Origin of the sequence: Nocardia anocheti (assembly GCF_029675105.1) — a bacterium.
Lineage (GTDB): Bacteria > Actinomycetota > Actinomycetes > Mycobacteriales > Mycobacteriaceae > Nocardia.
The window spans coordinates 273,574-297,066 of sequence record NZ_JAQQFV010000001.1; the positions used below are offsets into that span (position 1 = coordinate 273,574).

Genomic DNA, 23,493 nt, shown 5'->3' on the forward strand with positions numbered 1-23,493 from the left:
TGAGGCCCGTGCTGTAGGCCGTCGCGGCGAGGTGCTGGAGACAGCGCGGTCCGCATCCGTCGTGCTGAGTCAGCACGAAACGGGCCTGGCGCAGCGAAGAAATGGGAGAATCGGCCACGCAGTCGGCATGTGTGGCGCGCCAGTGGTCTTCGAGGGCCATGGCGTCGGCGCGCGAGGTCGGCGGGTCTGGTGCGGATGGGTCGTGCAGGGTGTGACTGGAGGCGATGACTGTATGAACACCGGGACGGGGAAGGTGATCCAGGAGCGGCGGCGGTTGCTCGGGCTGTCGCAGCCCGCGCTGGCCTCCGCGATCGGGGTGAGCTCGCGACAGATCACCCGCTACGAGTCCGAGGAGCAGTCGCCGACGCTGCCGGTCGCCATCCGGCTGGCCGAGGCGTTGCAGATCTCGCTGGCCGAGCTCGCCGGGATCGTCGACAACCGGGTCGACCTGGCGGGGCGGTGGTGGGCCGCCTGGCAGAAACCGACCGACTCCGGCGAAAAAGTCGAGATAGCGCCGGTGACCATCCGGCACGAAGGCGACCACCTGCTTCTCGACTCCGACGCCGAATCCCCAGCGGCGCCCGACGATCCGGTCGCGCAGGTGCGCGGCGAGATGCGGGTCTGGGACGGCGACGCGCTCACCGGGTGGATGCGCGGAATGGATATCGCCTTCCCGGTCGGCGTCATCTACTACTCGCTGCATCCCCAAGGCGCTCACGCCGTCGGCTCGTGGACGACGAAGGCCGGGGTCGACGGGCTCGTGCGCGGCTGGAGCGCCCTGGCCAGGGAGAAATCCGACGCCGAGAAGCTCCTCTCGGAGCTGGTGCGCACCGACGGCACCGTCGAGTCGTGGCCAGGAACCGCGCGCTCGGCCTGAATCCGCAGCGCGATGTCGTAGACGCTGGGCCGGGCGGGCTCGTCCGGTGGCAGCAGTAGTAGGAAGCGGGTCAGCGCCCCGAACACGAGCAGGCCCAACAAGATCCACGCATAGATTTCCATCTGTCCCCTCCGAACGAGTCATCACTGGCACGGGTGGCGCGGTATGGTGCTGTCGAAGCCGCCAGGAAAAGTATGGTCGCCGTCAAGACCTTTTGGACAGCAAAAAGCGTCTACAAATGTCTACAGTTCTCTACGATGGGTTCATGTCCAGTCGGGGCGCCCAGGGGAACGACAGCAGCGCGGCCGGGGCGCGGCTGCGGAAACTACGCGAAGAGGCCGGTCTCTCACTGACCGCGCTGGCCACCCGGGTGCCCTACAGCCGGGCCGCCCTCGGCCACTACGAAACCGGTACGCGCGCAGCCTCACCCGCCGTGATCGCCTGGTACGAGCGCATCCACGCCCAAGCCGTCCTCGGTACCCGGCGCCACGATCCGCGCGCCGCCGACACCGCCATCGCCACGGCCCTGTCCCCCGGTCGCGAGGAACCGCTCATCGAGATCGGCCATCCGCACCCCGACGAGTCCGGCTATTCGTGCCCGTTCCGGGTCGACGGCCTGATCGAGGGCGAGGCGGCGGGCACCGATCCGGCGACGGCGCTGCACTCCGCGCTGCAGACCATCGGCCTCGAACTGGCCAGGGCGGGCAGGCGACGTCAGCGCAGCGCGGCGACCACGGTGGTCAGGGATTCGGTCAGCAGGGCCAGGTAGCGGTCCGGGTCGGGCACCGCGGCGAGATCGGAATGCACTGACAGCGTGACGGTTTTGCCGAGTCCGTGCACACCGTGGGTCAGATGCATGACCGCGCCGAGGGCGGGGAACCCACCCGTGAACAGCACCGGGGCACCCGCGAAGGCGAGATCGGCGGCGCCACGGTTGACGCTGGAGACGACGGTGTTGCCGTCGAGGGCGGGCGGCACGGAATCCAGGTCGGCGTTCGCGACATCACGGACGGCGAAGACGGCGGGCACCGTCTCCCCCACCCGATTCCGCACGGCCAGTAGCGGATTCGACGCGCGCTCGCGGCGGGCCGCCAGTTCCCCGGCGATGCGCGCGGCGCGAACGCGGAGGTCGGGTTCGTCGATGTGCAGGTCGATGGACAGGCCGCGATAGTTGTTGCGCGCGCGGCCGTCGGCGGGGACTGCCATCGGCAGGGCGGTTCCGAGGCGGGTCGGCGCTTCGCCGCGTTCGGCGAGGTAGGCGGGCAAGGCCAGCGAAATCGCGGTCAGCGCAATGAGAGTGACGGTGTAGCCGGGAATCCGTAGGGTGTCCGTGTCCACGACGAGCAGCCGGACCCGATGCGCGTCGGCGGCGACCGGCGCGGCGGGATTGAGCGGGCCGGGCGCGAAGCCGGTTGCGGCCGCGGGTACTTCACCCGCGGCCGTCAGCGCCTCCAGTTCCCGCTGGGCCAGGGCGGCGGCACGGCCGCGCCGGACGGTTTCGACGACCTGCTGGGGAAAACGCAGGGCGCCAAGCACACTCGCGGGCACGCCGCTGGCGGTCCATCCCCAGAGTTGTCCACACCAATCCACAGCCTGTGCCAGGGTTTTCGCTGGTCGTGCCTGGCTGATCCCCCGGTTATCCACAGCCTGCTCGGAATCGCTGTGGATAACTTCGGAAGTCCCGAACAGCGCGCGACCCAGCGCGGCCGCACCGGTGCCGTCGGCCAGGGCGTGCGAGAGCTGCAACACCGCGACCAGCGCGGGCCCGGACGAGCGCGGGGCGTCGCGCACCCCGCGAAAGACGTGCAGGCGCCAGGGATGCTCGGTCGCCGTGAGGCCGGTACCCAGAAGTTCGCCGATTCGGTCCAGCACGCAATGCCATGCCAGACCATCGGACGACGAGGTCACGAATTGCTGGGACGTGAATTCGGCGGGCGCCCAGCGTGGATAGTCGAGATCGCCCGGTATCTCCTGTACCCGGATCCGCAGATCCGGAATGCGCGCGGAACGCGCGGCGACGAATGCGCGGAGTTCACCGGTGGCCGTGGCGGTTTCGGCGAACACGTAGAGCAGGAACACATCGTTGGCACCGCGTCGCGACAGCCAGAACATCGTCGCGTCACGGGGGGCCATCCTGGTCATCCGAGCAACGATAGGCCACCCCTGAGATGGCCCCGAGTCCTACCGACCCGGGGCCCGTACTGCCGACTCGTCGCGCACCGAGCGGCTCAGCCGCGAGCGAACTCTCCGGCGGTGACATCGGCTAGAAACGCACGCCAGTCTCCCGCTCCGAAGGCCAGCACGGGACCACGGCCGCGATCCTTGGTGTCGCGGACCGCGACTTCGCCGCCGCGGAGAAAGGCCACTTCCACGCAGTTCCCATCGGGTCCGCTGTAGGTGCTCTTCCGCCACACAGCGTCCGTCACATCAACTTCCACGGCACATGCTCCTTTGCTTCATCGAGAACGGGATTACTCCTGGAATCGTCGAACATTCCGATTTACGGCGTGACCGATGAGTTACTTCGTGGCAGACACAGCACTGCCACACGGTGCGCGCAACAGATCGGCACGAACCAGCGCATCGAGGCGTTTCCGCCTCCGGGGGCTGCCCCCGCGGAAGAGACACTAGCAGGTCTTCCGCAAGTTTGCGGATGAGAATTTGCTTTCTCATGGGCATTTGCCAACCTTGCGAAGCTTCACGTTTGCGGGGGCATTGCCGGACCCTCTTACCCATTCCCGAACCGGTTGACACATCTGGATTTACTTCCATGTGATTAGTCCGTGATACGTCAATTTCCGAACTGTCTCAGCCGCCCCACGAGCACCATCGGAGCCGGGCGTGGATCATGGGGGAATGATCTCCCGTGACCGCGATGCCGCAGGTCGTGCCCGCAACGACCGTCCCAGGGACCGACTCGGACGGCCACTGCCGCCCGGCAGCGCCGGTGTCGCCCGAATTCCCGACGACCTCGAGCTGGCACCCCAGCAAACTCTGGCCTTCGCTCAGCAACTGCTGGACGACGGATTGGCATTCAACGCGCACGAGGTATTGGAGGCCGCGTGGAAGAACGGGCCGGTAGCCGAACGGATGCTCTGGCAGGGGTTGGCGCAATACGCCGTCGGGATCACCCACATCCAGCGCGGGAACGCCAAGGGCGCGGGTAGCCTCCTGCGCCGCGCGAGCGAGCGGCTCGACGCCTACCCGGCGAATGCCCAGCAGCACGACGTGGACCGCGCCGGGTTGATCGCGCACGCGCGAACGCTGCTGGCCGCGCTCGACGCCGAGGCGCCCATCGACGCGGACCAACTGGCCCCGCGCCTGCGTCGCGAGCCCACCTAGACTGGGGCGATGCCCGCAGGCCGCTACGCCCCCAGCCCCTCGGGTGAGCTGCACCTGGGCAATCTGCGCACCGCGATCCTGGCCTGGCTGTTCGCCCGCACCACCGAGCGCGAATTCCTGCTCCGCATCGACGATCTGGACCGCGTCCGCCCCGGCGCCGCCGACCGTCAGCTCGCCGACCTGGCCGCGATCGGAATCGACTGGGACGGGCCGGTCGTCCGGCAGTCCGAGCGCCTACCTCACTACGCGGCCGCTGTCGCCGAACTCACCGCGGCGGGGCGCACCTATGAATGCTTCTGCACCCGGCGCGAAATACAGCAGGCGGCCACCGCCCCGCACGGTCCGATGGGCGCCTATCCCGGCACCTGCCGCGGCCTCACCGAGCGGCAGCGCGCCGAGCGCCGCGCCGAAGGTCGGCCCGCCGCAATCAGATTGCGGGCCGAGGTGGCCGAGTACGAGATCGTCGACCTGCTGCACGGCCGATATCGCGGCGCGGTGGACGATTTGGTGCTGCGCCGCGGCGACGGTGTTCCCGCTTACAACCTGACCGTCGTCGTCGACGACGCCGCCCAGGGCGTCGACCAGGTGGTTCGTGGCGACGACCTGTTGCCGTCCACCCCGCGCCAGGGCTACCTCGCCGAGCTGCTCGGACTGGCCGCGCCGACCTACGCGCACGTGCCGCTGGTGCTCAACGCCGAGGGCAAGCGGCTGGCCAAACGCGACGGCGCGGTGACGCTTTCGGACCAACGCGCCCAGGGCAACACACCGCGGGACGTGGTCGCCGCGATCGCCGCCTCACTCGGCTACACGGCCCGCACGACCGCCGAGCTCCGCGAAGTTTTCGACGCCACCCGCATCCCGGCAAAACCATGGATACTCGAGCCCGACGGGTTGTTCCGACCTGACCGATGTCCGTAACGTACGCATCGACCGATCTACAGATCATGACGAGGACTGAATTTATGACCAGCGGTGGTTACGACCCCAACCAGTACCCGCAGGGCGGTCAGCCCGGCGGCTACGGCCAGGATCCCTACGGCCAGCAGCAGCCGGGTTACGGGCAGCAGCAGCCGGGCTACGGCCAGCAGCCGGGTTACGGCCAGCAGCCTCCGGCGTACGGCCAGCAGCCCGCCTACGGCGCCGCCGACCCGTACGGCCAGCAGCAGCCTGCCTACGGTCAGGACCCCTACGGCCAGAACCCCGCCTACGGGCAGCAGTACGGTCAGCAGGGCTTCGGCGGCGTGCTGCCCGCCGATCTGGGCACCCGCTTCGGCGCGCGCTTCATCGACTTCCTGATCGTCGGTATCCCGCTGGGCATCGTGCAGATCTTCCTGCCGAGCAGTTTCGCCATCAGCATCGTCATGTCGGTCGTCACCGCCGTCGCGATGGTCGGGTACAACGTCGCCCTCGAGGTGACCCAGGGCGCGACCGTCGGCAAGAAGCTGCTCGGCCTGCGCGTGGTCGCCCCCGGTGGCGCCCCGAACCTGACCCCCGAGCAGTCGATCAAGCGCAACGCGTTCCTGATCCCGCAGATCATCTACTGCATCGGTGGTCTGGTGACCTTCGGCCTGATGATCTACATCGCCGTCACCATCAACCAGGACCCGAACAAGCAGGGTTGGCACGACAAGCTGGCCGGTGGCACGCAGGTCGTCAAGGGCTGATGACCGCCTAGAACGCCAAGGGGCGCTTCCGGATTCCGGAAGCGCCCCTTTGTCGTCCGGAGACGATCAGTACGTGGAACTGGTGTCGAAGCCGCCCGCGATCCCGAGCACCACGACGAACACCAGGTACAACACCCAGCCGACGATCGACAGCGCGCCGATCCAGATCCCGGCCTGCGCCATGCCACGGCCCTCACCGCCGCGCTCCTTGATCTGGTTGATCGCCATCACACCGAGGATGATGCCGACGATCGACCCCAGGCCGCAGCTGCACAGGCCGACCAGCGAGGAGATCAGCGAGCCGATGGCCAGACCGTTGGTGCCCTGCGGCGGCGGGTAAGCGCCGTAGGGCTGGTAGCCCGGGCCCGGGTAGCCGCCGTAGCCGGGCTGCTGCGGCTGCTGGGGGTACTGCGGGCCCGAGGGCTGCTGGTAGTTCGGGTACTGCGGCTGCGAGGGCGGCGGCGGCTGGTGATCCGGCTGCTTCGACAGCGAGGGCGGGGGCTGCTGCGGGTACTGCGGCGCCGAGGGGTAGCTCGGGGGCTGCGACGGCTGCGCGGTCGGGTACTGCGGCACCGAACCCGGCGCGCCGGACTCCGGCGACACGCCGGAGCCGCCGTACTGCTTCCACCACTCGTCGGAATCGCCGGGATTCGTCATTGCTACAGCGTATTCCACAACCTGCGGCCATGGCGTACCGCGACCTTGGTTGGATAGACCCCGTGACTGATGCAAACTCGCTCGACAAACCCGCCGGATCTGGGCGCCCCGCGCCGGAACACGCGGCATTCGCCCAGGCCGCGCGGGGGTTCTATCCGGTGATCGTCGCGTTCTTCACCGCGACGCTGATCATCTCCAACATCTGCGCGACCAAGGGCGTGGAGCTGTTCGCCGACGCCTCGGTGAGCCTGGGCCCGGTGCAGATCCTGCCGCTGGTCACCGACGGCGCCTTCTTCCTGTTCCCGCTGGCCTACATCCTCGGTGACGTACTCAGCGAGGTCTACGGCTTCCGCGCCACCCGCCACGCCATCTACACCGGCTTCGGCGCGCTGCTGCTCACCGTCGCCTGCTTCTGGGTGACCATCCAGCTCCCGCCCGCCGGGTTCTACGAGAACCAGGACGCGCTGCGCACCGTCCTGGGCACCACCCCGCAGCTCGTGCTCGCCGGACTGGCCGGGTACTTCGTGGGTCAGCTGCTGAACTCGGCCACCCTGGTGCTGATCAAGGAGCGCACCAAGGAGAAGCACCTGTGGGCCCGGCTCATCGGCTCCACCGTGATCGGCGAGTTCGCCGACACCCTCATCTTCTGCTCCATCGCCGCGACCGCCATCGGCATCGACAGCTGGCAGTCGTTCGTGAACTACGTGATCGTCGGCTTCGTCTGGAAGACCCTGGTCGAGGTCCTGGTCATGCCGATCACCTACCGCGTCATCGCCTTCCTGAAGAAGGCCGAACCGAGCTACGCCCCCGCCCCCGCCGACGCCCTACACGACTGAGTCCCCCACGGACCGCACTACCAGCCCCGCCCCCGCGACCCCGAGGAGCGGCGGCGCGCAGCGCCGGTCGCGGCCCGGGCCGCCGGTCAGGCGCCGTTGCGTACGCGACGAAGGAGCAAGCAACGGTGCCTGACCGGCGGCCCCCCAGGGGGCCGCGACTCGAGCGCGCCAGCGCTCCAAAAACACAGCTCGTACACCATTCGGACCGCTAAACCTTAGATCGCGAGCGCAGGCCGGTAGCGCGGGAGGCTGCTAGACGCTGGGCGCTTTGATCCGCCCCTGCCAGCGGCCGAGGAACTCCGCCTTGAATTCATCGAAGTAGCCGCCGTCGATACTCTCGCGAATCCGGTCGACGAGGCGAACGGTGAAGCGCTCGTTGTGGATCGTGCACAGCGTCGCCGAGAGCATCTCCTTGGCTTTGAACAGGTGATGCAGATAGGCGCGGGTGTAGTGCGCGCAGGTGTAGCAGTCGCAGTTCTCGTCGATCGGGGTGAAATCGCGGCGGAAGCGGCTGGTGTTGATGTTGAACCGGCCCTCGTCGACGTAGATGGCCGCGTTGCGCGCCACCCGCGAGGGGTTGACGCAGTCGAAGGTGTCGGCACCGTTCTCGACGGCGGTGAACATGTCCTCGGGTTCGCTGATGCCGAGCATGTGCCGGGGCTTGGCCTCGGGCAGCTCGTCGCAGCACCAGCCCACGATGGTGCCCAGGTTGTGCTTCTCGAGCGCGCCGCCGATGCCGTAGCCGTCGAATTCGGTGCCCTCCGCGCCCCGGATCTGCTCCAGCTCGCGACACGCCTTGCGCCGCAGGTCCTCGTACTGCGCGCCCTGGATCACCGCGAACAGCGCCTGGTACGGGCGATGGCTCCGCGCGCGGGTGAGCCGTTCGTGCTCATCGATGCAGCGCTGGGCCCACTCGTGCGTGCGCTGCAGCGATTTCTCCTGGTAGCCACGGGTGTTCATCAGCGTGGTGAGCTCGTCGAAGGCGAACATGATGTCGGCGCCGAGCTCGTGCTGGATGCCCATCGACACCTCGGGGGTGAAGCGGTGCTTGGAGCCGTCCAAGTGTGAGCGGAAGGTGACGCCGTCGTCGTCGACGGTGGCCAGCCGCTCCTTGCCCGCCGCGATCACCTGATCGGAGCGGATGTCGACGGCCTCCATCGCCAGCACCTTCTTGAACCCCACCCCCAGCGACATCACCTGGAACCCGCCACTGTCGGTGAAGGTCGGCCCCGCCCAGTTCATGAACTTCCCCAGGCCGCCCGCCGCGTCCACGATGTCGGACCCCGGTTGCAGATACAGGTGGTAGGCGTTGGCCAGCAACGCCTGCGCGCCCAGATCCTTCATCGTCTCCGGCAGCACGGCCTTGACCGAAGCCTTGGTGCCCACCGGAATGAAGGCGGGCGTGGCGATCTCCCCGTGCGGGGTGCTGATCACCCCGGTCCGGCCGTGCCGCCCACCATCGAGCCGGGCACCGACCTTGAACGCGAACTCGCTGGAATCAGCCACCCGCCCATCGTGCCAAGCGCGAACGACACCGCCCAACCCAGCCCCGCACCCGCGACCCCGAGGAGCGGCGGCGCGCAGCGCCGGTCGCGGCCCGGGTCGCCGGTCAGGCGCCGTTGCGTAGGCGACGAAGGAGCAAGCAACGGCGCCTGACCGGCGGCCCCCCAGGGGGCCGCGACTCGAGCGCGCCAGCGCTCAATCCAACACAGCCGCGAACTGGGCGTTGTAGAGGTTGTAGTAGGCCCCGCGTTCTTCGAGGAGTCGCTCGTGGGTGCCGTGTTCGACGATGCGGCCCTTGTCCATCACCACGATCAGGTCCGCGTCGCGGATGGTCGAGAGCCGGTGGGCGATGACGAAGCTGGTCCGGTCCCGGCGCAGCGCGGCGGTGGCGTGCTGGACCAGCGACTCGGTGCGGGTGTCGACCGAGCTGGTGGCCTCGTCCAGGACCAGGATCGAGGGCTTGGCCAGGAAGGCGCGCGCGATGGTGATCAGCTGCTTCTCGCCCGCGCTCACGCCACCACCCTCCTCGTCGATGACGGTGTCGTAGCCGTTGGGGAGCACGTGCACGAACCGGTCGACGTAGGCGGCGCGCGCCGCCGCGAGGATGTCGTCCTCGGTGGCGGTCGGGTTGCCGTAGGCGATGTTCTCGCGGATGGTGCCCTTGAACAGCCAGGTGTCCTGCAGCACCATGCCGATCCGCTCGCGCAGGTGGTCGCGGCTGATGGTGGTGATGTCGACGTCGTCGATGGTGATGGTGCCCGCGTCGAGCTCGTAGAAGCGCATCAGCAGGTTCACCAGGGTGGTCTTGCCCGCGCCGGTCGGCCCGACGATGGCGATGACGTGCCCCGGCTCGGCGACCAGCGAGAGCCGCTCGATGATCGGCTTGTCGGGCTCGTAGCCGAACGACACCGCCTCGAACTCCACCCGCCCGCGATCCACCGGCCGGGCGTTCTCCACCAGCGGGTCGGGGCTCTGCTCCTCGGCGTCGAGGATCTCGAAGATCCGCTCGGCCGAGGCGACCCCGGATTGCAGCAGGTTGGCCATGGCGCCGATCTGGGTGAGCGGCTGACTGAACTGACGCGAGTACTGGATGAACGCCTGCACCTCGCCGAGCGACAGGTTGCCGGTGGCCACCCGCAGCCCGCCCACCAGCGCGATGAACACGAAGTTCACGTTCCCGAGGAACATGATCGCGGGCATGATCAGGCCGGAGATGAACTGGGCCTTGAAGCTGGCGTCGTAGAGCTTGCGGTTGCGCTTGTCGAACTCTCGGCCGACCTCGCGACCGCGCCCGAAGGCGGTGATGATCTCGTGTCCGGTGTAGGCCTCCTCCACCGAGGCGTTCACCTCGCCGGTGAACTTCCACTGGTCGACGAAGTGCGGCTTGGACCGCTTGGCGATCTGCGCGGTGACCACGATGGCCGCGGGCACGGTGAGCAGCGCGATCAGCGCCAGCAGCGGCGAGATCCAGAACATCATGATCAGGATGCCGACCACGGTGAACAGCGAGTTGAGCAGCTGGCTCATGGTCTGCTGCAGGCTCTGCGAGACATTGTCGACGTCGTTGGTGACGCGGCTGAGCACGTCACCGCGCGGGGCGGTGTCGAAGTAGCGCAGCGGCAGCCGGTGCAGCTTGTTCTCCACCTCGTCGCGCAGCCGCTTGACCGTCCGGTTGATGACGATATTGAGCAGATACCCCTGCAACCACCCGAACAGCGCGGCGACGACATAGAGGGCGAGCACCACCAGCAGCACCTGGCGCACGGCGTCGAAATCGATGCCGGTCCCGGGGATGACGTCCATCGCCGAGAGCATGTCGGCGCGGGTGTTCTCCCCCTGCTGACGCAGCATCTCGACGGTCTGTTCCTTGGTGAGCCCCGGCTCGAGCTGCTTGCCGACGAATCCGTCGAAGACCAGGTTGGTGGCCTTGCCGAGCAGGTACGGGCCCAGCGTGTTGAACACCACCGAGGTGATGACCAGGCCGATGATGACGCCCACGTACACGCGTTCCGGAGCGAGTCTGCGCAGCAGTCGCTTCAGCGACGGGCCGAACGATTTGGCCTTGCTCCCCGGTGCGCCGGGAACGGGTCCGCCGGGCCTCATCGAGCCTCCTCCGCGCTGAGCTGGGACTCGACGATCTCGCGGTACTCCGGACATCGCTGCATCAACTGGTCGTGGGTGCCGATACCGGCCATGGCGCCGTCCTCGAGGACGACGATCTGGTCGGCGTCGCGAATGGTCTGGATGCGCTGGGCCACGATGATCACCGACGCGTCGGCGGTCTCGGGCTCGAGCGCGGCCCGCAGCCGGGCGTCGGTGGCGACGTCGAGGGCGGAGAACGAGTCGTCGAACAGGTAGATGCGCGGTTTGCGCACCAGCGCGCGGGCGATGCACAGGCGCTGACGTTGTCCGCCGGAGACCGTGGTGCCGCCCTGGGCGACGGGAGTGTCGAGCCCCTGCGGCATCTCGCGCACGAAATCGGCCGCCTGGGCGACCTCGAGCGCGGCCCACAGTTCCGCGTCGGTGGCCTCGGGCTTGCCGTAGCGCAGGTTGGTCGCGATGGTGCCGGAGAACAGATACGCCTTCTGCGGCACCAGGCCGATCTCGGCGCGCAGCGCCTCCAGGTCGGCGTGGCGCACATCGGTCCCGCCCACGTAGACCGCGCCGTCGGTGACATCGATGAGCCGAGGGATGAGATTGAGCAGCGTGGTCTTGCCCGAGCCGGTGGACCCCACGATCGCGGTGGTCGTGCCGGGCTCGACGGTGAAGCGCACCGCGCGCAGCACCGGCTTCTCCGCGCCGGGGAAGGCGAATTCGGCGAACCGCAGGTCGACGGTGGCCGGGTCACCCACGAAGGGCTGCGGCTCGCGCGGCGGCCGCACCGAGGACTCGGTGTCGAGCACCCCGCCGATCCGGTCGGCCGAGACCGCGGCGCGCGGGGCCATCATCGCCAGGAACGAGGCCATCATGACGGCCATCAGGATCTGCATGATGTAGGACAGCATCGCGGTGAGCGAACCGATCTGCATCGTGCCGTTGTCGACGTGGTGCCCGCCGAACCAGATCACCGCGACGGCGGTCAGATTGCTGATCAACATCACGGTCGGGAACATCAGCGCCATCAGCTTGCCCACGCGCAGCGAGGCGTCGGTGAGCGAGCGGTTGGCCGTGCCGAAACGCCAGATCTCCTGCCGCTCGCGCACGAACGCGCGCACCACCCGGATACCGGTGATCTGCTCGCGCAGCACCCGGTTCACCCCGTCGATGCGCTCCTGCATCTGCCGGAACCCGGGCACCATCCTGGCCACGATGGTGCCCATCGACAGGGCCAGCGCGGGCACCGCGATGAGCAACAGCCAGGACAGTCCGAGGTCCTCGCGCAGCGCCATGATGATGCCGCCGATACACATGATCGGGGCCATCACCAGAATGGTCACCGACATCACGATCAGCAGCTGGACCTGCTGGATGTCATTGGTGGAGCGGGTGATCAGCGAGGGCGCGCCGAACATGCCGACCTCGCGCGCGGAGAACGTCTCCACCCGGTGCAGCACCCCACCGCGCATGTCGCGTCCGGCGCCCATCGCCGCCTGCGCGCCGAAGTACACCGACGCCGCCGAGGCCACGATCTGCACGCAGCTCACCGCCAGCATCCACAGGCCGGTGGTCCAGATGTAGCCGATATCGCCCACGGTGACGCCGTTGTCGATGAGGTCGGCGTTGAGGCTGGGCAGGTAGAGCATCGCGATGACCGAGATCAGCTGGAGTACGAGGACCCCGGCCAGCTGGGCGCGGTACGGGGCCAGGTAGGTCCGCAGCAGGGAGATCAACATGATGGACGCAGGCTACCGCGTGCCGATCACGCACGCCGCCGACTTTTACCTGCGCTATGGAAAGCCTCGGACCGAGGATGAATCAGGCGCCAGCGGGGGCGCGCGGCTCGCGTCGGACCCAGGCGCCGGGGTCGGCGACCAGCTCGGCGACGAAGCCCGGCAACTCGTCGGCGGCGATGTCGGCGATCGACACGTTCTCCAGCACCGCGCGGATATTGACCCGCAGCGCGATCCACACCCGCTGTAGCGGTTCGGCCGCCCCGGGGTAGCGCACGTCCTCGGGCCGCTGCCCGCGCACCGAGGCCAACGGCGACTCCACCGCGCGGATCACGTCGGCCACCGAGATCTCGGTGGCGGCCCGGCCGAGCCGGTAGCCGCCGTCGGGCCCGCGCCTGCTCAGCACGAGCTCGGCGCGACGCAACTCGGCCAGCACCGATTCGAGCACCTTGGGCGGGATCTGCGCGGCGGCCGCGATGGCCTCGGCTTTGACGACTCCGTCGGCCGCGGCGAGCTCGAGTAGCGTTCGCACCGCGAAATCGACCCTGGCGGTGATATGCACGGGGTCGAACTTACGCGGTGCCGCACGCGGTCAGGACACAGGTGGCCGCGTCCAGGAGGGTCTTCTCGACGGTTTCGTCGCTCGCGCCGGGGGCCAGTTCGGTCGAGAGCAGCGCGACCCCGAGCACCTCGATGGCCGCCGCGGCGCGCAGTTTCGACTTCTGGGTGGGGTGCGGCCCGGCCAGCCAGGTCCGCAGCTCACGGGTGGGTTCCATCAGGTCCGGGTAGCGGTCGGCGATGGCGTTGACGATGGCGGCGGTGTCGCGCACGCACAGCGCGCCCGCGTCGCGGTGGCGGATCATCCCGCGTAAGTAGGTGCGCAGCACCGCGCGGATACCCTCGTTGTCGTAGGGCACGGCGTCGATGTCGGTGACGATGTCGCGCATGTGATCGATGATCGGATCGATGATCGCCAGCAGCAGATCCAGCTTCGAGGCGTAGTGGTAGTACAGCGAGGCCTTGGTGATTCCCACCACATCGGCGACCTCGCGCAAACTGGTCTGCTCGAAACCTTTGGCGGCGAAAAGCTGGACCGCGGCGTCGCGGATCGCCTGCTTGGTGCCGCCACCAGCGGAAACGGTGTCGACAGCGTCTCGGGCAGTCATGCGCCAATCCTCCCATCATTCGGTGTGGCGCGCGGCCACCCCCAATAAATCGAGGTTGCCTCTCCACTTAACTCGTCGGTAGTCTACCTACCGCACGGTAGGCAAAGACAAAAGACGATGTGGAGGCGGGGCACGTGTCCGTATACCTGTACAGATGGGGAAAGTTCGCTTTCCGCCGTAAATGGATCGTGTTGCCGGTCTGGTTGCTGCTGTTCCTGCTGCTGGGCGGCGCGGGTGCCGCGCTCAGCAAGCCGATGAGCAATGACTTCAGCATGCCCGAGCTGCCCTCGGCGCGCGCCAACGAGATCCTCGACAAGCACTTCCCCGGCATGTCCGAGCAGTTCGCGCTCGACGCCGTCGCCGGTACCTACGTCATCGGCGCGCCGGAGGGCCAGAAGCTCACCGACCCGGCCAACCGCGCCGCCATCGACGCCTTCATCGCCAAGCTCACCGAGCTCGACATCGTCGACCACGCCAAGCCGCTGATGAGCCCGGTCGAGGTGGCCGACAAGATGGGCTGCCTGGCCGATCCCGACCCGTCGCAGTGTTCGGGCGCCCCGCTCAACGTGCTGAACACCAGCGCGCCGGACACCGTCGCGATCCTCAACGTGCCCTTCGCCATCGACACCGTCACCGACGTCACCGAGGCGAACCGCGAGGCCGCCTACGAGGTGGGCGCCGAGGCCCGCAAGGCCGGGCTGACCGTCGAGGTCAGCGGCTCGGTCGCGATGACCCAGGAACAGCCCAGCGGCAAGTCCGAGATGATCGGCATGGGCGTGGCCCTGGTCGTGATGGTGGTCGCCTTCGGCGCGCTGGTCGCGGCGGTCGTCCCGATCGTCACCGCCATCGTCGGCCTGGGCGCGGCGACCTCGCTGATCATGCTCGGCACCTCGGTCATGCAGGTGCCCGGCTTCACCACCTTCCTGGCCTCGATGATCGGTATCGCGCTGTCGATCGACTACGCGCTGTTCATCGTCTCGCGCTACAAGCACGAACTGGCCGTGCGTGATTCGGCCGAGGAAGCCGCGGGTACCGCGTTGGGCACCGCCGGTTCGGCCGTGGTGTTCGCCGGTCTGACCGTCATCATCGCGCTGGGCGCGCTGGGCATCGTCGGCGTGCAGTTCCTGACCTTCATGGGTCTGGGTGGCGCCATCGCGGCCGGTTTCGCCGTGCTCACCGCCATCACCCTGATGCCCGCGCTGATGGGCGCCTTCGGCAAGTACCTGTTCCGGCCGAAGCTGCCGATCGTCGCCCAGCACGATCCCGAGGACGAGAGCTCCGTCACCAACGGTCAGCGTTTCGCCCGCCTGATCGGCAAGGCACCCTGGGTCGCGCTGATCCTGTCGGTGCTCGCGCTCGGCGCGCTGGCCGCCCCCGCGGCCAACCTGAACCTCGGCCTGCCCGGCGAGGACAGCCTGCCCAAGACCTCCACCGTGCGTAAGGCCTACGACCTGCGCACCGAGGGCTTCGGCGAGGGCAGCAACGGCGTGCTCATGGTGGTCGCGGATCTCACCGCGGTGCCCGAGGCCCAGCGCGAGCAGGCCGTCACCGCCCTGCGCGACAAGCTCGCCTCCTACGAGCAGATGGACTACGTCACCGCGCCGCAGTGGAACGAGTCCAAGCAGGGCGCCATGCTCAACGGCGTGCCCAAGCAGGGCCCGAACAACCAGGACACCAAGGATCTGGTGGCCGAGGCCCGTGGTGCCGAAGCCGATCTGAAGGCCGAGTTCGGCATGGAGTACGGCATCACCGGCACCACCGCCATCTACGCCGATGTCGACCACGTGCTGCTCAGCAAGATCCTGCCGTACCTGGCCATCGTGGCCGGTGCCGCGTTCATCCTGCTGATCCTGGTGTTCCGCTCGATCCTGGTGCCGCTCACCGCCGCCCTGGGCTTCCTGCTCTCCATGGCGGCCACCTTCGGCGCGACGGTGCTGATCTTCCAGGAGGGCGCGTTCGGCCTGATCGAGGACCCGCAACCGCTGGTCAGCTTCATGCCGATCATGCTGATCGGCTTGGTGTTCGGTCTGGCGATGGACTACCAGGTGTTCCTGGTGACCCGCATGCGCGAGGAATTCGTGCACGGCAAGTCGCCCAAGGACGCCATGGTCTCCGGCTACCACCACGGTGCCCGCGTGGTGACCGCCGCCGCGATCATCATGATCTCGGTGTTCGGTTCCTTCATCCTGGAAACCGATGTCACCGCGAAGTCGTTCGGTTTCGCGCTGGCCGTCGGTGTCGCCATCGACGCGTTCGTCGTCCGCATGGTGATCGTGCCCGCGCTGCTGGTGATCATGGGCAAGTGGTCGTGGTGGATCCCGAAGTGGCTCGACCGCGCCCTGCCCGACATCGACGTCGAGGGTGCCAAGCTCGAGGAGCTGCGCAACCAGAACGCTCAGACGGTGAAGCAGCCGGTTCCGGTCAGCTGATCCCCGCCGCACGCGCGACCCCCGTACTCGCTGAGTACGGGGGTCGCGTCGTTTCGGCCGTAGACTCGGGAGCTAGCTCGACCCGGCTGTATCTCCAGATCCGCTCATCGCGAGGAGAAAACCGTGTCCGTCTATCTGTACCGGTGGGGCAAGCTGGCCTTTCGCCGCAAGTGGATCGTGCTGCCCGTCTGGTTGATCTGTTTCCTGGTGCTCGGCGGTCTCGGCGCCCAGTTGCAGAAACCGATGACCGACGATTTCAGCATGCCCAACCTCCCCTCGGAGCGGGCCACCGAGATCCTCGACAAACACTTCCCCGGCATGTCCGAGGCCTTCGCCTTCGACGCGGTGACCGGCACGTATGTCATCGGCGCCCCCGCCGGGCAGAAGCTCACCGACCCGGCCAACCGCGAACAGGTGGCCGCGCTGATCGGCAGGCTCGAGCAGCTCGACATCGTCGATCACAGCGAACCGATCGTCGACCCGATCACCGCCACCGAGGAAATGGGCTGCCTCACCGCGCAACCCGATCCGTCGACCTGCAGCGCCGCCCCGCTCAACGTGCTCAACAAGACCGAGCCCGAGACGGTCGCCTATCTCAGCGTCCCGTTCACCATCACCGATTTCGCCGACATCACCGCCGAGGACCGCGAGGCCGCCTACGCCGCCGGTGACGCCGCCCGCCAGGCCGGGCTCACCGTCGAGATCAGCGGCACCATCGCGATGGAACAGGAGATGCCCTCGGGCAAGTCCGAGATGATCGGTATGGCCGTGGCCCTGGTGGTCATGGTGGTGGCCTTCGGCGCGATCGTCGCGGCGTTCGTGCCGATCATCACCGCCATCGTCGGCCTCGGTGCCGCGACCTCGCTGATCTTCCTGTCCACCTCGGTCCTGTCGGTGCCGAGCTTCACCACTTTCCTGGCCTCGATGATCGGCATCGCGCTCTCGATCGACTACGCGCTGTTCATCGTCTCCCGGTACAAACACGAACTGGCCGTGCAGGACTCGGCCGAGGAGGCCGCGGGTACCGCGCTGGGCACCGCTGGGTCGGCCGTGGTGTTCGCCGGTCTGACCGTCATCATCGCGCTGGTGGGGCTGAGCATCGTCGGCGTCCGGTTCCTGACGTTCATGGGTCTGGGTGGCGCGGTCGCGGCCGCGTTCGCCGTGCTCACCGCCATCACGCTGATGCCAGCGCTGCTCGGCGCGTTCGGTCGGGCGCTGTTCAAACCGAAGCTGCCGCTGGTCGCCCAGCACGATCCCGAGGACGACAACGTCGTCAGCAACGGCACCCGCGTCGCCCGGGTGATCGCCAAGTTCCCCGCGGTGACCATGGTGCTGGCCATCGTGGTGCTCGGCCTGCTGGCCGCGCCCGCGCTGAACCTGAACCTCGGCCTGCCCGGCGAGGACAGCCTGGCCAAGACCACCACCGTGCGCAAGGCCTACGACCTGCGCACCGAGGGCTTCGGCGAGGGCAGCAACGGCGTGCTCCAGATCGCCGTCGACCTCAGCGACACCCCCGCCGACCAGCGCGCCGCCGCCCTGACCGCCCTGCGCGAGAAGCTGCAGTCCTATCCGGACATGGAGCTGGTCACCGAGCCGCAGCTGAGCAAGGACGGCGCGGGCGCGCTGATCAACGGCATTCCGCGCTCGGGCCCCAACGACCAGTCCACCAAGGATCTGGTCCAGTCGGCCCGCGACGCGGAGGCCGATCTCAACGACCAGTACCGGATGTCCTACGGCATCACAGGCACCACAGCGATCTACGCCGACATCGACCACGTCCTGCTCAGCAAGATCGTCCCCTACATGGCGATCGTGGCAGGCGCGGCGTTCATCCTGCTGATCCTGGTGTTCCGCTCGATCCTGGTGCCGCTCACCGCCGCCCTGGGCTTCCTGCTGTCGATGGCGGCCACCTTCGGCGCCACCGTGCTGATCTTCCAGGAGGGCAAGTTCGGCCTGATCAGCGATCCCCATCCGCTGGTCAGCTTCCTGCCGATCATGTTGATCGGCTTGGTGTTCGGCCTCGCCATGGACTACCAGGTGTTCCTGGTGACCCGCATGCGCGAGGAATACGTGCACGGCGCGAACCCCACCGACGCGGTCATCAAGGGCTACCACCACGGCGCCCGCGTGGTCACCTCCGCCGCGATCATCATGATCTCGGTGTTCGGTTCGTTCCTGCTGGAAACCGACGTCACCGCCAAGTCCATGGGCTTCGCCCTGGCCGCGGGCGTGGCCCTGGACGCCTTCGTCGTCCGCATGGTCCTCATTCCCGCCCTGCTAGTGCTGCTGGGCAAGTGGGCCTGGTGGATCCCGAAGTGGCTGGACAAAATCGTCCCCGACATCGACGTCGAGGGCGCGAAACTGCGCGACCTACAGCAGAAAGACAAGGTGGCCGTCCCCGTGACTTCCTGACCACCAAGGGTTTCGGCCGCCGTTGTCACTCACTGGGTTGCGGTACCTCGCACTCGGTGACCTTCGGGTTCAGGCCGATGTAGTTGGCCGGGCCCGCGGCGGCCGTCACCGCGATGGTCGCCCAGTCCGCGCACTCACGCGGCAACTTCGCGAAGTAGTGCCGCTGACCCGCGGCGAGCAGCCCGACGGCTACCCAGCCCAGTACGACGAGAACCAAGAGCTTCCCCCCGAGCCCGATCCCGGACTTCGCGGGTGGCGGCTGTCGCCCGCGCATAATCATCGTTCCTTCCCGGATTTCGGTACTACCAGTCTATTACGCGCCACAGCGCCGCAGGCCCGCTGCGGCGATCGCACCGGAGCCGACTTGCGCTCCCCGACCCGGTGCGGCAGTTTGAAGACGTGGGGAACAGCCGATCATGATCCTGCCCACGACGCCACCACAGGTCGGCGACCAGCTCACGAACACCCTCCTCCAGCGAACCTGGCCGCAAGCCGTCCGGAGACTACGCCTCGCTTTCGTCGTGCTGCCGAGCGCGGTCGCGGCGATCTCCACCGTGGCCGTCCTGGCGATCGGGCTGCTGGGCGCGCCGATGACGATCCTGCTCGTAGCGCTTCCGCTCCACGTCCTCGCTGTCGTGATACCCCCGATCCTCTCCCTCCGGCGCCTGCGGCGCGGGCTGTGGCCCATGGACGCGTGGTATCTGGCGTCGCACGGAATCCGGGCGCAGGCATGGATCCTCGTCATCGAGTCCGCTCTGGCCGGTCTCCTGGGATACCGCGGCTGGCCCATCCTGCCGGTCCTCGCGGTCCTGGCTTTCGTCGTCCGCCGCGTGAGCTTGTTCCTCGCCGGAAAGGCCGGAATAGCAGTTCATCCAGCAGATGCCCTGTACCGCGCCGAGTCCGACGACGAAATCGACCTCTACGCCGACGGCGGATACGACAACAAAAACCTGCTGGTCCTCGTCCGGGTCTACCTCGCAGCCGACAGGATTTCGCTTCGCTCGTGGACCATGCGACCCGAGCGGCCGACAAGATTGAACGCGCACGCCCACTATTTCGGTGTCGATGACGAAACGACCCTGCTCGAGCTGCCGTTCGACCGCATTCGCGACGTGACCCTCTGGACATTCCCCCCGGGGTACACCCGGCACCGCTGGTTCGTCGCCCCCGACGGCAAACCCCTCTACAACAACGCGATCTCCACCGCGATCCTCCTGTCGACCACCGACCCCAACCTGCCCGCGTTCACCATCCCCACCCCCGACGCGGCCGTCCTGACCGAAGCCGTCCGGAGACGCATCCATCACTACCACCGCAGCTAGCGGCGCGAATCGGAAGCCCGATGGAACCAGACCGGTCGGTCATGCGTCAGATACAGAAAGGGAACTTCCCGAACCGGAGGACACCGGCGACGCGCGCGAACGGAACACACGATGACAACTTTCGACATCGACACCGACGAGGTGCGGCGGCACGCGACAGCGATAGACGGCTACGGAGATGAGATCGAGAAGGCAGCCGAGGCCGCCCGCTATCTCACGATGACCACCGACGGCTACGGCGTCTACGGTCAGCCCGTCGCCCTCATGCTCCAGGGCCTCCAGGGTGTCGAAGCCGTGGCTCTCACCGCGCTCGGTGTCTCCCTGCACAGCGCGGGCGACAAACTGCGCTTCGCCGCGGGCGTGATCGACCAGGTGGACGCCGGATTCGGCAAGTCGATCGACACCCTGCGCGAGGAGATCACCGACTTCCTCGACGGCATCTCCGGGGGTCAGAAGTGACCAACGATCTCATCGCCTCGAAGACCGAGCTCCAGGGCAGCGCGCTCGGTGGGCTGATCGTCGGCACGGAGGGCACCGACTCGACCAAAGGCATCACCCTGCTCGAGGGCCTCAATACGGTGGCCGAGGGCGTCGAGAAGGACGACATCGGCCTGCAAGCGCTCGGCGTGGCGGCCGTGGGTCTCGACGCGCTCGCCGCTTACGGGGACCCGATCGGCTATGTCGCGGGCCAGCTCGTCACCTGGATGCTCGAACACGTCAAACCGCTCCGGGAAGCGTTCAACTCGCTGGCGGGCGACCCCGACATGATCAAGTCGTACGCGCAGTCGTGGACGAACATCGGCAACAGCCTGTCCCAGTCGGCGACGAACCTCGCGTCCTCGATCAAGAAGGAAACCGCGGACTGGTCCGGAGCGGCGGGCGACGCCTACCGGACTCTCGGCACCACCCTCACCACACTCACCCAGGCCATGGGCAAGGGCGCGGAGCTCCTGTCGACGCTGACCATGGCCGCGGCCGAGCTGGTCAACGGTGTCCGTACCGCAGTCCGTGACCTGCTCGCCGCGCTGGCCGGTGCCCTGGTCAGCTGGGCGATCCAGGAATTGGCCTCGGTCGGTACCCTTACGCCAGCGGTCGTCGCCCAAGTAGTCGCGCGGATCGCGAAGGATACGGCCATCGTGGCCAAACTCCTCGCCCAGTTGGCGAAGAACCTCAAGTCGATCACCACCTATCTCGCGTCGATCCGCGATCTCATCGACGGCGCGTACCGCACGGTGACCGCCCTGACTTCGTCCCCCCAGGCAACCGCCTGACCCCATCGACAAAAGAGCCCCTCACCTGGGTTAACAGGTGAGGGGCTCTTGTTGGCGGTGGCGGAGGGATTTGAACCCTCGGACGGGGGTTACCCGTCACACGCTTTCGAGGCGTGCTCCTTAGGCCGCTCGGACACGCCACCGCCGACTACGATACCGGAGTGGGTGCCGGATCGTTAAATCGGCAGGTCAGCGCTGATTTCGGAAGAAATCGTCGAGCAGCGCCACGCACTCGGTCTCGAGGACGCCGCCGCGCACCTGCGGGCGGTGGTTGAGTCTGCGGTCGCGCACGACGTCCCACAGCGAGCCGACGGCGCCGGTCTTGGGTTCCCAGGCGCCGAAGATCACCCTGTCCACCCGGGCCAGCACCAGCGCGCCCGCGCACATCGTGCAGGGCTCCAGCGTGACGGCCAGGGTCGCCCCCTCGAGCCGCCACCCGTCGCCGTGCACGGCGGCCGCCGCGCGCAGGGCCAGCACCTCGGCGTGCGCGGTGGGATCGCCGGTGGCCTCCCTGGCATTGCTCGCGCGGGCCAGCTCACGCCCCTCGGCGTCGAACACGACGGCGCCGACCGGCACATCGCGCGGGTCGGCGTCGGCGGCCGCGGCGATCGCGGCACGCATCATGTCCTGCTCGGTGGTCACCGGGGCAGTTTGTCCAGCACCGCCGCGAATTCGTTGGCGAAACCGAGGCGCTGGGCGATCATGCCGAGCTGCTCGTCGGGGTAGAGATCGGTCTCGGCGAGGATCACGCTGAGCACGGGCTCGGGCAGGCCGAGGTCGGCCAGCACGCCCAGGTCGCCCTCTTCCCACGGTTCGACGTCGTCGAGGTCGTCGGGGTCGATGTCGGGGATCTCGACATTGAGCGCGTCGAGCACGTCGGCGGCGATGTCGTAGTCGATCGCGGCGGTGGCGTCGGAGACGAGCAGCCGGGTGCCGCTCGGCGCCGGACGCACCACGACGAAGAACTCGTCGTCGACGTCGAGCAGCCCGAATACCGCCCCCGAGCTGCGCAGGGCCTTGAGTTCGGTCTCGGCGACCGACAGATCGTGCAGGGCATCGTTGGTCAGCGGACTACACCGCCACGTGCCTTCTTCGCGGACCACCGCCACTGCGAACCCTTCGACGTCGAAGTCGTCGTCCGACGTCGCCCTGTTCGTGCCCGAGCGCTGTGCTGCCATGGACCAAACGGTAGTCTGTCCCGCCCGTAATGATGAACTCGTGTGCCAATCTGTTCCGATGACACTCGACCAGCGCGGCGCCGTGTGCGTCCTCGGAACCGGTTTGATCGGCGGCTCTCTGCTGCGCGCCGCCGTCGCGGCGGGGTACGAGGCGTTCGGCTACAACCGCTCCGATTCGGGTGCCGAGGCGGCGCGTCGCGACGGTTTCGACGTCACCGGCGAGCTGGAGACGGTCCTGCGCCGGGCCGCCGAGACCGACGCGCTGGTGGTCCTGGCCGTCCCGATGCCCGCGGTCGACGTCATCCTCACCGCCATCGCCACGCACGCCCCCGACTGCCCGCTCACCGACGTGGTGAGCATCAAACAGCCGGTCGTCGACGCGGTACGCGAGCACGGGTTGGCGGCGAACTTCGTGGGTGGCCATCCCATGGCCGGTACGTCCGAATCCGGCTGGGCGGCAACCGATCCCGAGCTGTTCCGCGATGCGGTGTGGGCGGTCGGCGTGGACGAGGGCACCCGGGTCGAGCCCTGGACCCGGGTGGTGCGGCTGGCGCTGGACTGCGGGTCGGTGGTGGTCCCGGTGATCGCGGCCGAGCACGATCGGGCCGTCGCCCGGATCTCGCACCTGCCGCACGTGCTGGCCGAGGCGCTGGCGGCCTCCGGCGCCGACGGTGGTGCGCTGGCCCTCGGCCTGGCGGCGGGCTCGTTCCGCGACGGCACCCGCGTCGCCGCAACCGCCCCCGACCTGGTGCGCGCGATCTGCGAGCCCAACGACGCGGCCCTGGGCGCGGTTCTCGACGAGATCATCGCCGCCCTGGTGTCCGCACGCGAGTCCCTGCGCGCCGAGGGCACCCTCGGCGACCTTGTCGAGGAGGGTTACCGGGGGCGCACCGCCTACGACCGGCGCGAGCGGTGGGAGATCACCGGAGTGACTCCCGGGGAAGGCGATTGGCTGGGCGAGCTGCGGCGGGCGGGTCAGCGGGGCGGGGTGCTGCGCACGCTGTAA

The 23,493-nt window shown here is 68.2% G+C and carries 23 protein-coding genes and 1 tRNA gene; 12 read left to right on the forward strand and 12 right to left on the reverse strand.

From position 1 onward, the window contains the following. Positions 1-232: 232 nt before the first annotated feature. Positions 233-877, forward strand: a complete 645-nt coding sequence (locus tag QC180_RS01365) for a helix-turn-helix transcriptional regulator (protein ID WP_278260694.1) — start codon at positions 233-235, stop codon at positions 875-877. Positions 878-1,142: 265 nt separating this feature from the next. Beyond that, complete coding sequence (locus QC180_RS01370) at positions 1,143-1,646, forward strand: helix-turn-helix domain-containing protein (RefSeq protein ID WP_278260695.1); 504 nt, start codon at positions 1,143-1,145, stop codon at positions 1,644-1,646. Here the strand turns inward: QC180_RS01370 and QC180_RS01375 are convergent. Both QC180_RS01375 and QC180_RS01380 read right to left on the reverse strand, forming a co-directional pair. Continuing rightward, on the reverse strand, positions 1,592-3,019 hold the full coding sequence (locus QC180_RS01375) for a WS/DGAT/MGAT family O-acyltransferase (RefSeq protein ID WP_278260696.1): 1,428 nt from the start codon (positions 3,017-3,019) through the stop codon (positions 1,592-1,594). The two genes, QC180_RS01370 and QC180_RS01375, sit on opposite strands and share 55 nt — an antisense overlap. A gap of 86 nt (positions 3,020-3,105) precedes the next feature. Next, positions 3,106-3,315, reverse strand: coding sequence for a DUF397 domain-containing protein (locus QC180_RS01380; RefSeq protein WP_278260697.1), 210 nt, complete (start codon positions 3,313-3,315; stop codon positions 3,106-3,108). A 418-nt stretch (positions 3,316-3,733) separates the two neighbouring features. Here QC180_RS01380 and QC180_RS01385 point away from each other — a divergent pair, with 418 nt between their 5' ends. The 3 genes from QC180_RS01385 to QC180_RS01395 are packed head-to-tail and all read left to right on the forward strand — an operon-like array spanning position 3,734 to position 5,883. Then, positions 3,734-4,219 (forward strand): DUF309 domain-containing protein, encoded by a 486-nt coding sequence (locus QC180_RS01385; protein WP_278260698.1) that lies wholly within the window; start codon positions 3,734-3,736, stop codon positions 4,217-4,219. Positions 4,220-4,228: 9 nt separating this feature from the next. Beyond that, positions 4,229-5,137: a tRNA glutamyl-Q(34) synthetase GluQRS gene (gene gluQRS / locus QC180_RS01390; protein WP_278260699.1), complete on the forward strand. Its 909-nt coding sequence runs from the start codon at positions 4,229-4,231 to the stop codon at positions 5,135-5,137. Positions 5,138-5,181: 44 nt separating this feature from the next. After that, positions 5,182-5,883, forward strand: coding sequence for an RDD family protein (locus QC180_RS01395; protein ID WP_278260700.1), 702 nt, complete (start codon positions 5,182-5,184; stop codon positions 5,881-5,883). 66 nt (positions 5,884-5,949) lie between these two features. On the opposite strand, the gene QC180_RS01400 is transcribed toward QC180_RS01395, so the two are convergent. Continuing rightward, positions 5,950-6,540, reverse strand: coding sequence for a DUF4190 domain-containing protein (locus QC180_RS01400; protein ID WP_278260701.1), 591 nt, complete (start codon positions 6,538-6,540; stop codon positions 5,950-5,952). Positions 6,541-6,593: 53 nt separating this feature from the next. On the opposite strand from QC180_RS01400, the gene QC180_RS01405 reads away from it, so the two are divergent. Continuing rightward, complete coding sequence (locus QC180_RS01405) at positions 6,594-7,376, forward strand: queuosine precursor transporter (protein ID WP_278261173.1); 783 nt, start codon at positions 6,594-6,596, stop codon at positions 7,374-7,376. Between the two features lie 252 nt (positions 7,377-7,628). Here QC180_RS01405 and tgt read toward each other — a convergent pair whose 3' ends face one another. The 5 genes from tgt to QC180_RS01430 all read right to left on the reverse strand — a co-directional run bounded on the left by tgt (position 7,629) and on the right by QC180_RS01430 (position 13,875). Beyond that, entirely contained in the window at positions 7,629-8,882 is a 1,254-nt protein-coding gene (gene tgt / locus QC180_RS01410; protein WP_278260702.1) for a tRNA guanosine(34) transglycosylase Tgt, read from the reverse strand. Between the two features lie 192 nt (positions 8,883-9,074). Beyond that, positions 9,075-10,982, reverse strand: a complete 1,908-nt coding sequence (locus QC180_RS01415) for an ABC transporter ATP-binding protein (RefSeq protein WP_278260703.1) — start codon at positions 10,980-10,982, stop codon at positions 9,075-9,077. Further along, a complete protein-coding gene (locus tag QC180_RS01420; protein WP_278260704.1) occupies positions 10,979-12,712 on the reverse strand; it encodes an ABC transporter ATP-binding protein in 1,734 nt (577 codons plus the stop codon). The genes QC180_RS01415 and QC180_RS01420 overlap by 4 nt, the downstream gene beginning before the upstream one ends. Positions 12,713-12,794: 82 nt before the next feature. After that, positions 12,795-13,271 carry an RrF2 family transcriptional regulator gene (locus QC180_RS01425; protein WP_278260705.1) on the reverse strand — a complete coding sequence of 159 codons (477 nt, stop codon included), beginning with the start codon at positions 13,269-13,271 and terminating at the stop codon, positions 12,795-12,797. A 10-nt stretch (positions 13,272-13,281) separates the two neighbouring features. Then, complete coding sequence (locus QC180_RS01430) at positions 13,282-13,875, reverse strand: TetR/AcrR family transcriptional regulator (RefSeq protein ID WP_278260706.1); 594 nt, start codon at positions 13,873-13,875, stop codon at positions 13,282-13,284. 134 nt (positions 13,876-14,009) lie between these two features. Between QC180_RS01430 and QC180_RS01435 the strand changes: the two genes are divergently transcribed. Both QC180_RS01435 and QC180_RS01440 read left to right on the forward strand, forming a co-directional pair. Then, positions 14,010-16,304, forward strand: coding sequence for an MMPL family transporter (locus QC180_RS01435; RefSeq protein WP_278260707.1), 2,295 nt, complete (start codon positions 14,010-14,012; stop codon positions 16,302-16,304). Positions 16,305-16,427: 123 nt separating this feature from the next. Then, positions 16,428-18,716, forward strand: a complete 2,289-nt coding sequence (locus tag QC180_RS01440; protein ID WP_278260708.1) for an MMPL family transporter — start codon at positions 16,428-16,430, stop codon at positions 18,714-18,716. Between the two features lie 25 nt (positions 18,717-18,741). Here the strand turns inward: QC180_RS01440 and QC180_RS01445 are convergent, their stop codons facing one another. Next, entirely contained in the window at positions 18,742-18,990 is a 249-nt protein-coding gene (locus QC180_RS01445) for a hypothetical protein (RefSeq protein ID WP_278260709.1), read from the reverse strand. 142 nt (positions 18,991-19,132) lie between these two features. Between QC180_RS01445 and QC180_RS01450 the strand changes: the two genes are divergently transcribed. From QC180_RS01450 to QC180_RS01460, 3 genes are all read left to right on the forward strand, one after another. After that, positions 19,133-20,038 (forward strand): hypothetical protein, encoded by a 906-nt coding sequence (locus QC180_RS01450; protein ID WP_278260710.1) that lies wholly within the window; start codon positions 19,133-19,135, stop codon positions 20,036-20,038. 111 nt (positions 20,039-20,149) lie between these two features. Beyond that, positions 20,150-20,497: a type VII secretion target gene (locus QC180_RS01455; protein WP_278260711.1), complete on the forward strand. Its 348-nt coding sequence runs from the start codon at positions 20,150-20,152 to the stop codon at positions 20,495-20,497. Beyond that, on the forward strand, positions 20,494-21,309 hold the full coding sequence (locus QC180_RS01460; protein WP_278260712.1) for a WXG100 family type VII secretion target: 816 nt from the start codon (positions 20,494-20,496) through the stop codon (positions 21,307-21,309). The genes QC180_RS01455 and QC180_RS01460 overlap by 4 nt, the downstream gene beginning before the upstream one ends. A 52-nt stretch (positions 21,310-21,361) precedes the next feature. On the opposite strand, the gene QC180_RS01465 is transcribed toward QC180_RS01460, so the two are convergent. The 3 genes from QC180_RS01465 to QC180_RS01475 all read right to left on the reverse strand — a co-directional run bounded on the left by QC180_RS01465 (position 21,362) and on the right by QC180_RS01475 (position 22,487). Beyond that, positions 21,362-21,452 (reverse strand) — tRNA-Ser (locus tag QC180_RS01465). A 46-nt stretch (positions 21,453-21,498) separates the two neighbouring features. Continuing rightward, entirely contained in the window at positions 21,499-21,933 is a 435-nt protein-coding gene (locus QC180_RS01470) for a nucleoside deaminase (RefSeq protein ID WP_278261174.1), read from the reverse strand. 14 nt (positions 21,934-21,947) lie between these two features. Continuing rightward, positions 21,948-22,487: a tRNA adenosine deaminase-associated protein gene (locus QC180_RS01475; protein WP_278260713.1), complete on the reverse strand. Its 540-nt coding sequence runs from the start codon at positions 22,485-22,487 to the stop codon at positions 21,948-21,950. 58 nt (positions 22,488-22,545) lie between these two features. Between QC180_RS01475 and QC180_RS01480 the strand changes: the two genes are divergently transcribed. Beyond that, positions 22,546-23,493 (forward strand): prephenate dehydrogenase, encoded by a 948-nt coding sequence (locus tag QC180_RS01480; RefSeq protein WP_278260714.1) that lies wholly within the window; start codon positions 22,546-22,548, stop codon positions 23,491-23,493.

Bases quoted from the DNA above. Each gene is read 5' to 3' on its own strand.
- QC180_RS01370 (WP_278260695.1), top strand. From the start codon at position 1,143: ATGTCCAGTCGGGGCGCCCAGGGGAACGACAGCAGCGCGGCCGGGGCG.
- QC180_RS01385 (WP_278260698.1), top strand. From the start codon at position 3,734: ATGATCTCCCGTGACCGCGATGCCGCAGGTCGTGCCCGCAACGACCGT.
- QC180_RS01430 (WP_278260706.1), bottom strand. From the start codon at position 13,875: ATGACTGCCCGAGACGCTGTCGACACCGTTTCCGCTGGTGGCGGCACC.
- QC180_RS01415 (WP_278260703.1), bottom strand. From the start codon at position 10,982: ATGAGGCCCGGCGGACCCGTTCCCGGCGCACCGGGGAGCAAGGCCAAA.
- QC180_RS01395 (WP_278260700.1), top strand. From the start codon at position 5,182: ATGACCAGCGGTGGTTACGACCCCAACCAGTACCCGCAGGGCGGTCAG.
- QC180_RS01400 (WP_278260701.1), bottom strand. From the start codon at position 6,540: ATGACGAATCCCGGCGATTCCGACGAGTGGTGGAAGCAGTACGGCGGC.
- QC180_RS01455 (WP_278260711.1), top strand. From the start codon at position 20,150: ATGACAACTTTCGACATCGACACCGACGAGGTGCGGCGGCACGCGACA.
- gluQRS (WP_278260699.1), top strand. From the start codon at position 4,229: ATGCCCGCAGGCCGCTACGCCCCCAGCCCCTCGGGTGAGCTGCACCTG.
- QC180_RS01420 (WP_278260704.1), bottom strand. From the start codon at position 12,712: ATGTTGATCTCCCTGCTGCGGACCTACCTGGCCCCGTACCGCGCCCAG.
- QC180_RS01445 (WP_278260709.1), bottom strand. From the start codon at position 18,990: ATGCGCGGGCGACAGCCGCCACCCGCGAAGTCCGGGATCGGGCTCGGG.
- QC180_RS01470 (WP_278261174.1), bottom strand. From the start codon at position 21,933: ATGATGCGTGCCGCGATCGCCGCGGCCGCCGACGCCGACCCGCGCGAT.
- QC180_RS01375 (WP_278260696.1), bottom strand. From the start codon at position 3,019: ATGACCAGGATGGCCCCCCGTGACGCGACGATGTTCTGGCTGTCGCGA.
- QC180_RS01480 (WP_278260714.1), top strand. From the start codon at position 22,546: ATGACACTCGACCAGCGCGGCGCCGTGTGCGTCCTCGGAACCGGTTTG.
- QC180_RS01365 (WP_278260694.1), top strand. From the start codon at position 233: ATGAACACCGGGACGGGGAAGGTGATCCAGGAGCGGCGGCGGTTGCTC.
- QC180_RS01450 (WP_278260710.1), top strand. From the start codon at position 19,133: ATGATCCTGCCCACGACGCCACCACAGGTCGGCGACCAGCTCACGAAC.
- QC180_RS01475 (WP_278260713.1), bottom strand. From the start codon at position 22,487: ATGGCAGCACAGCGCTCGGGCACGAACAGGGCGACGTCGGACGACGAC.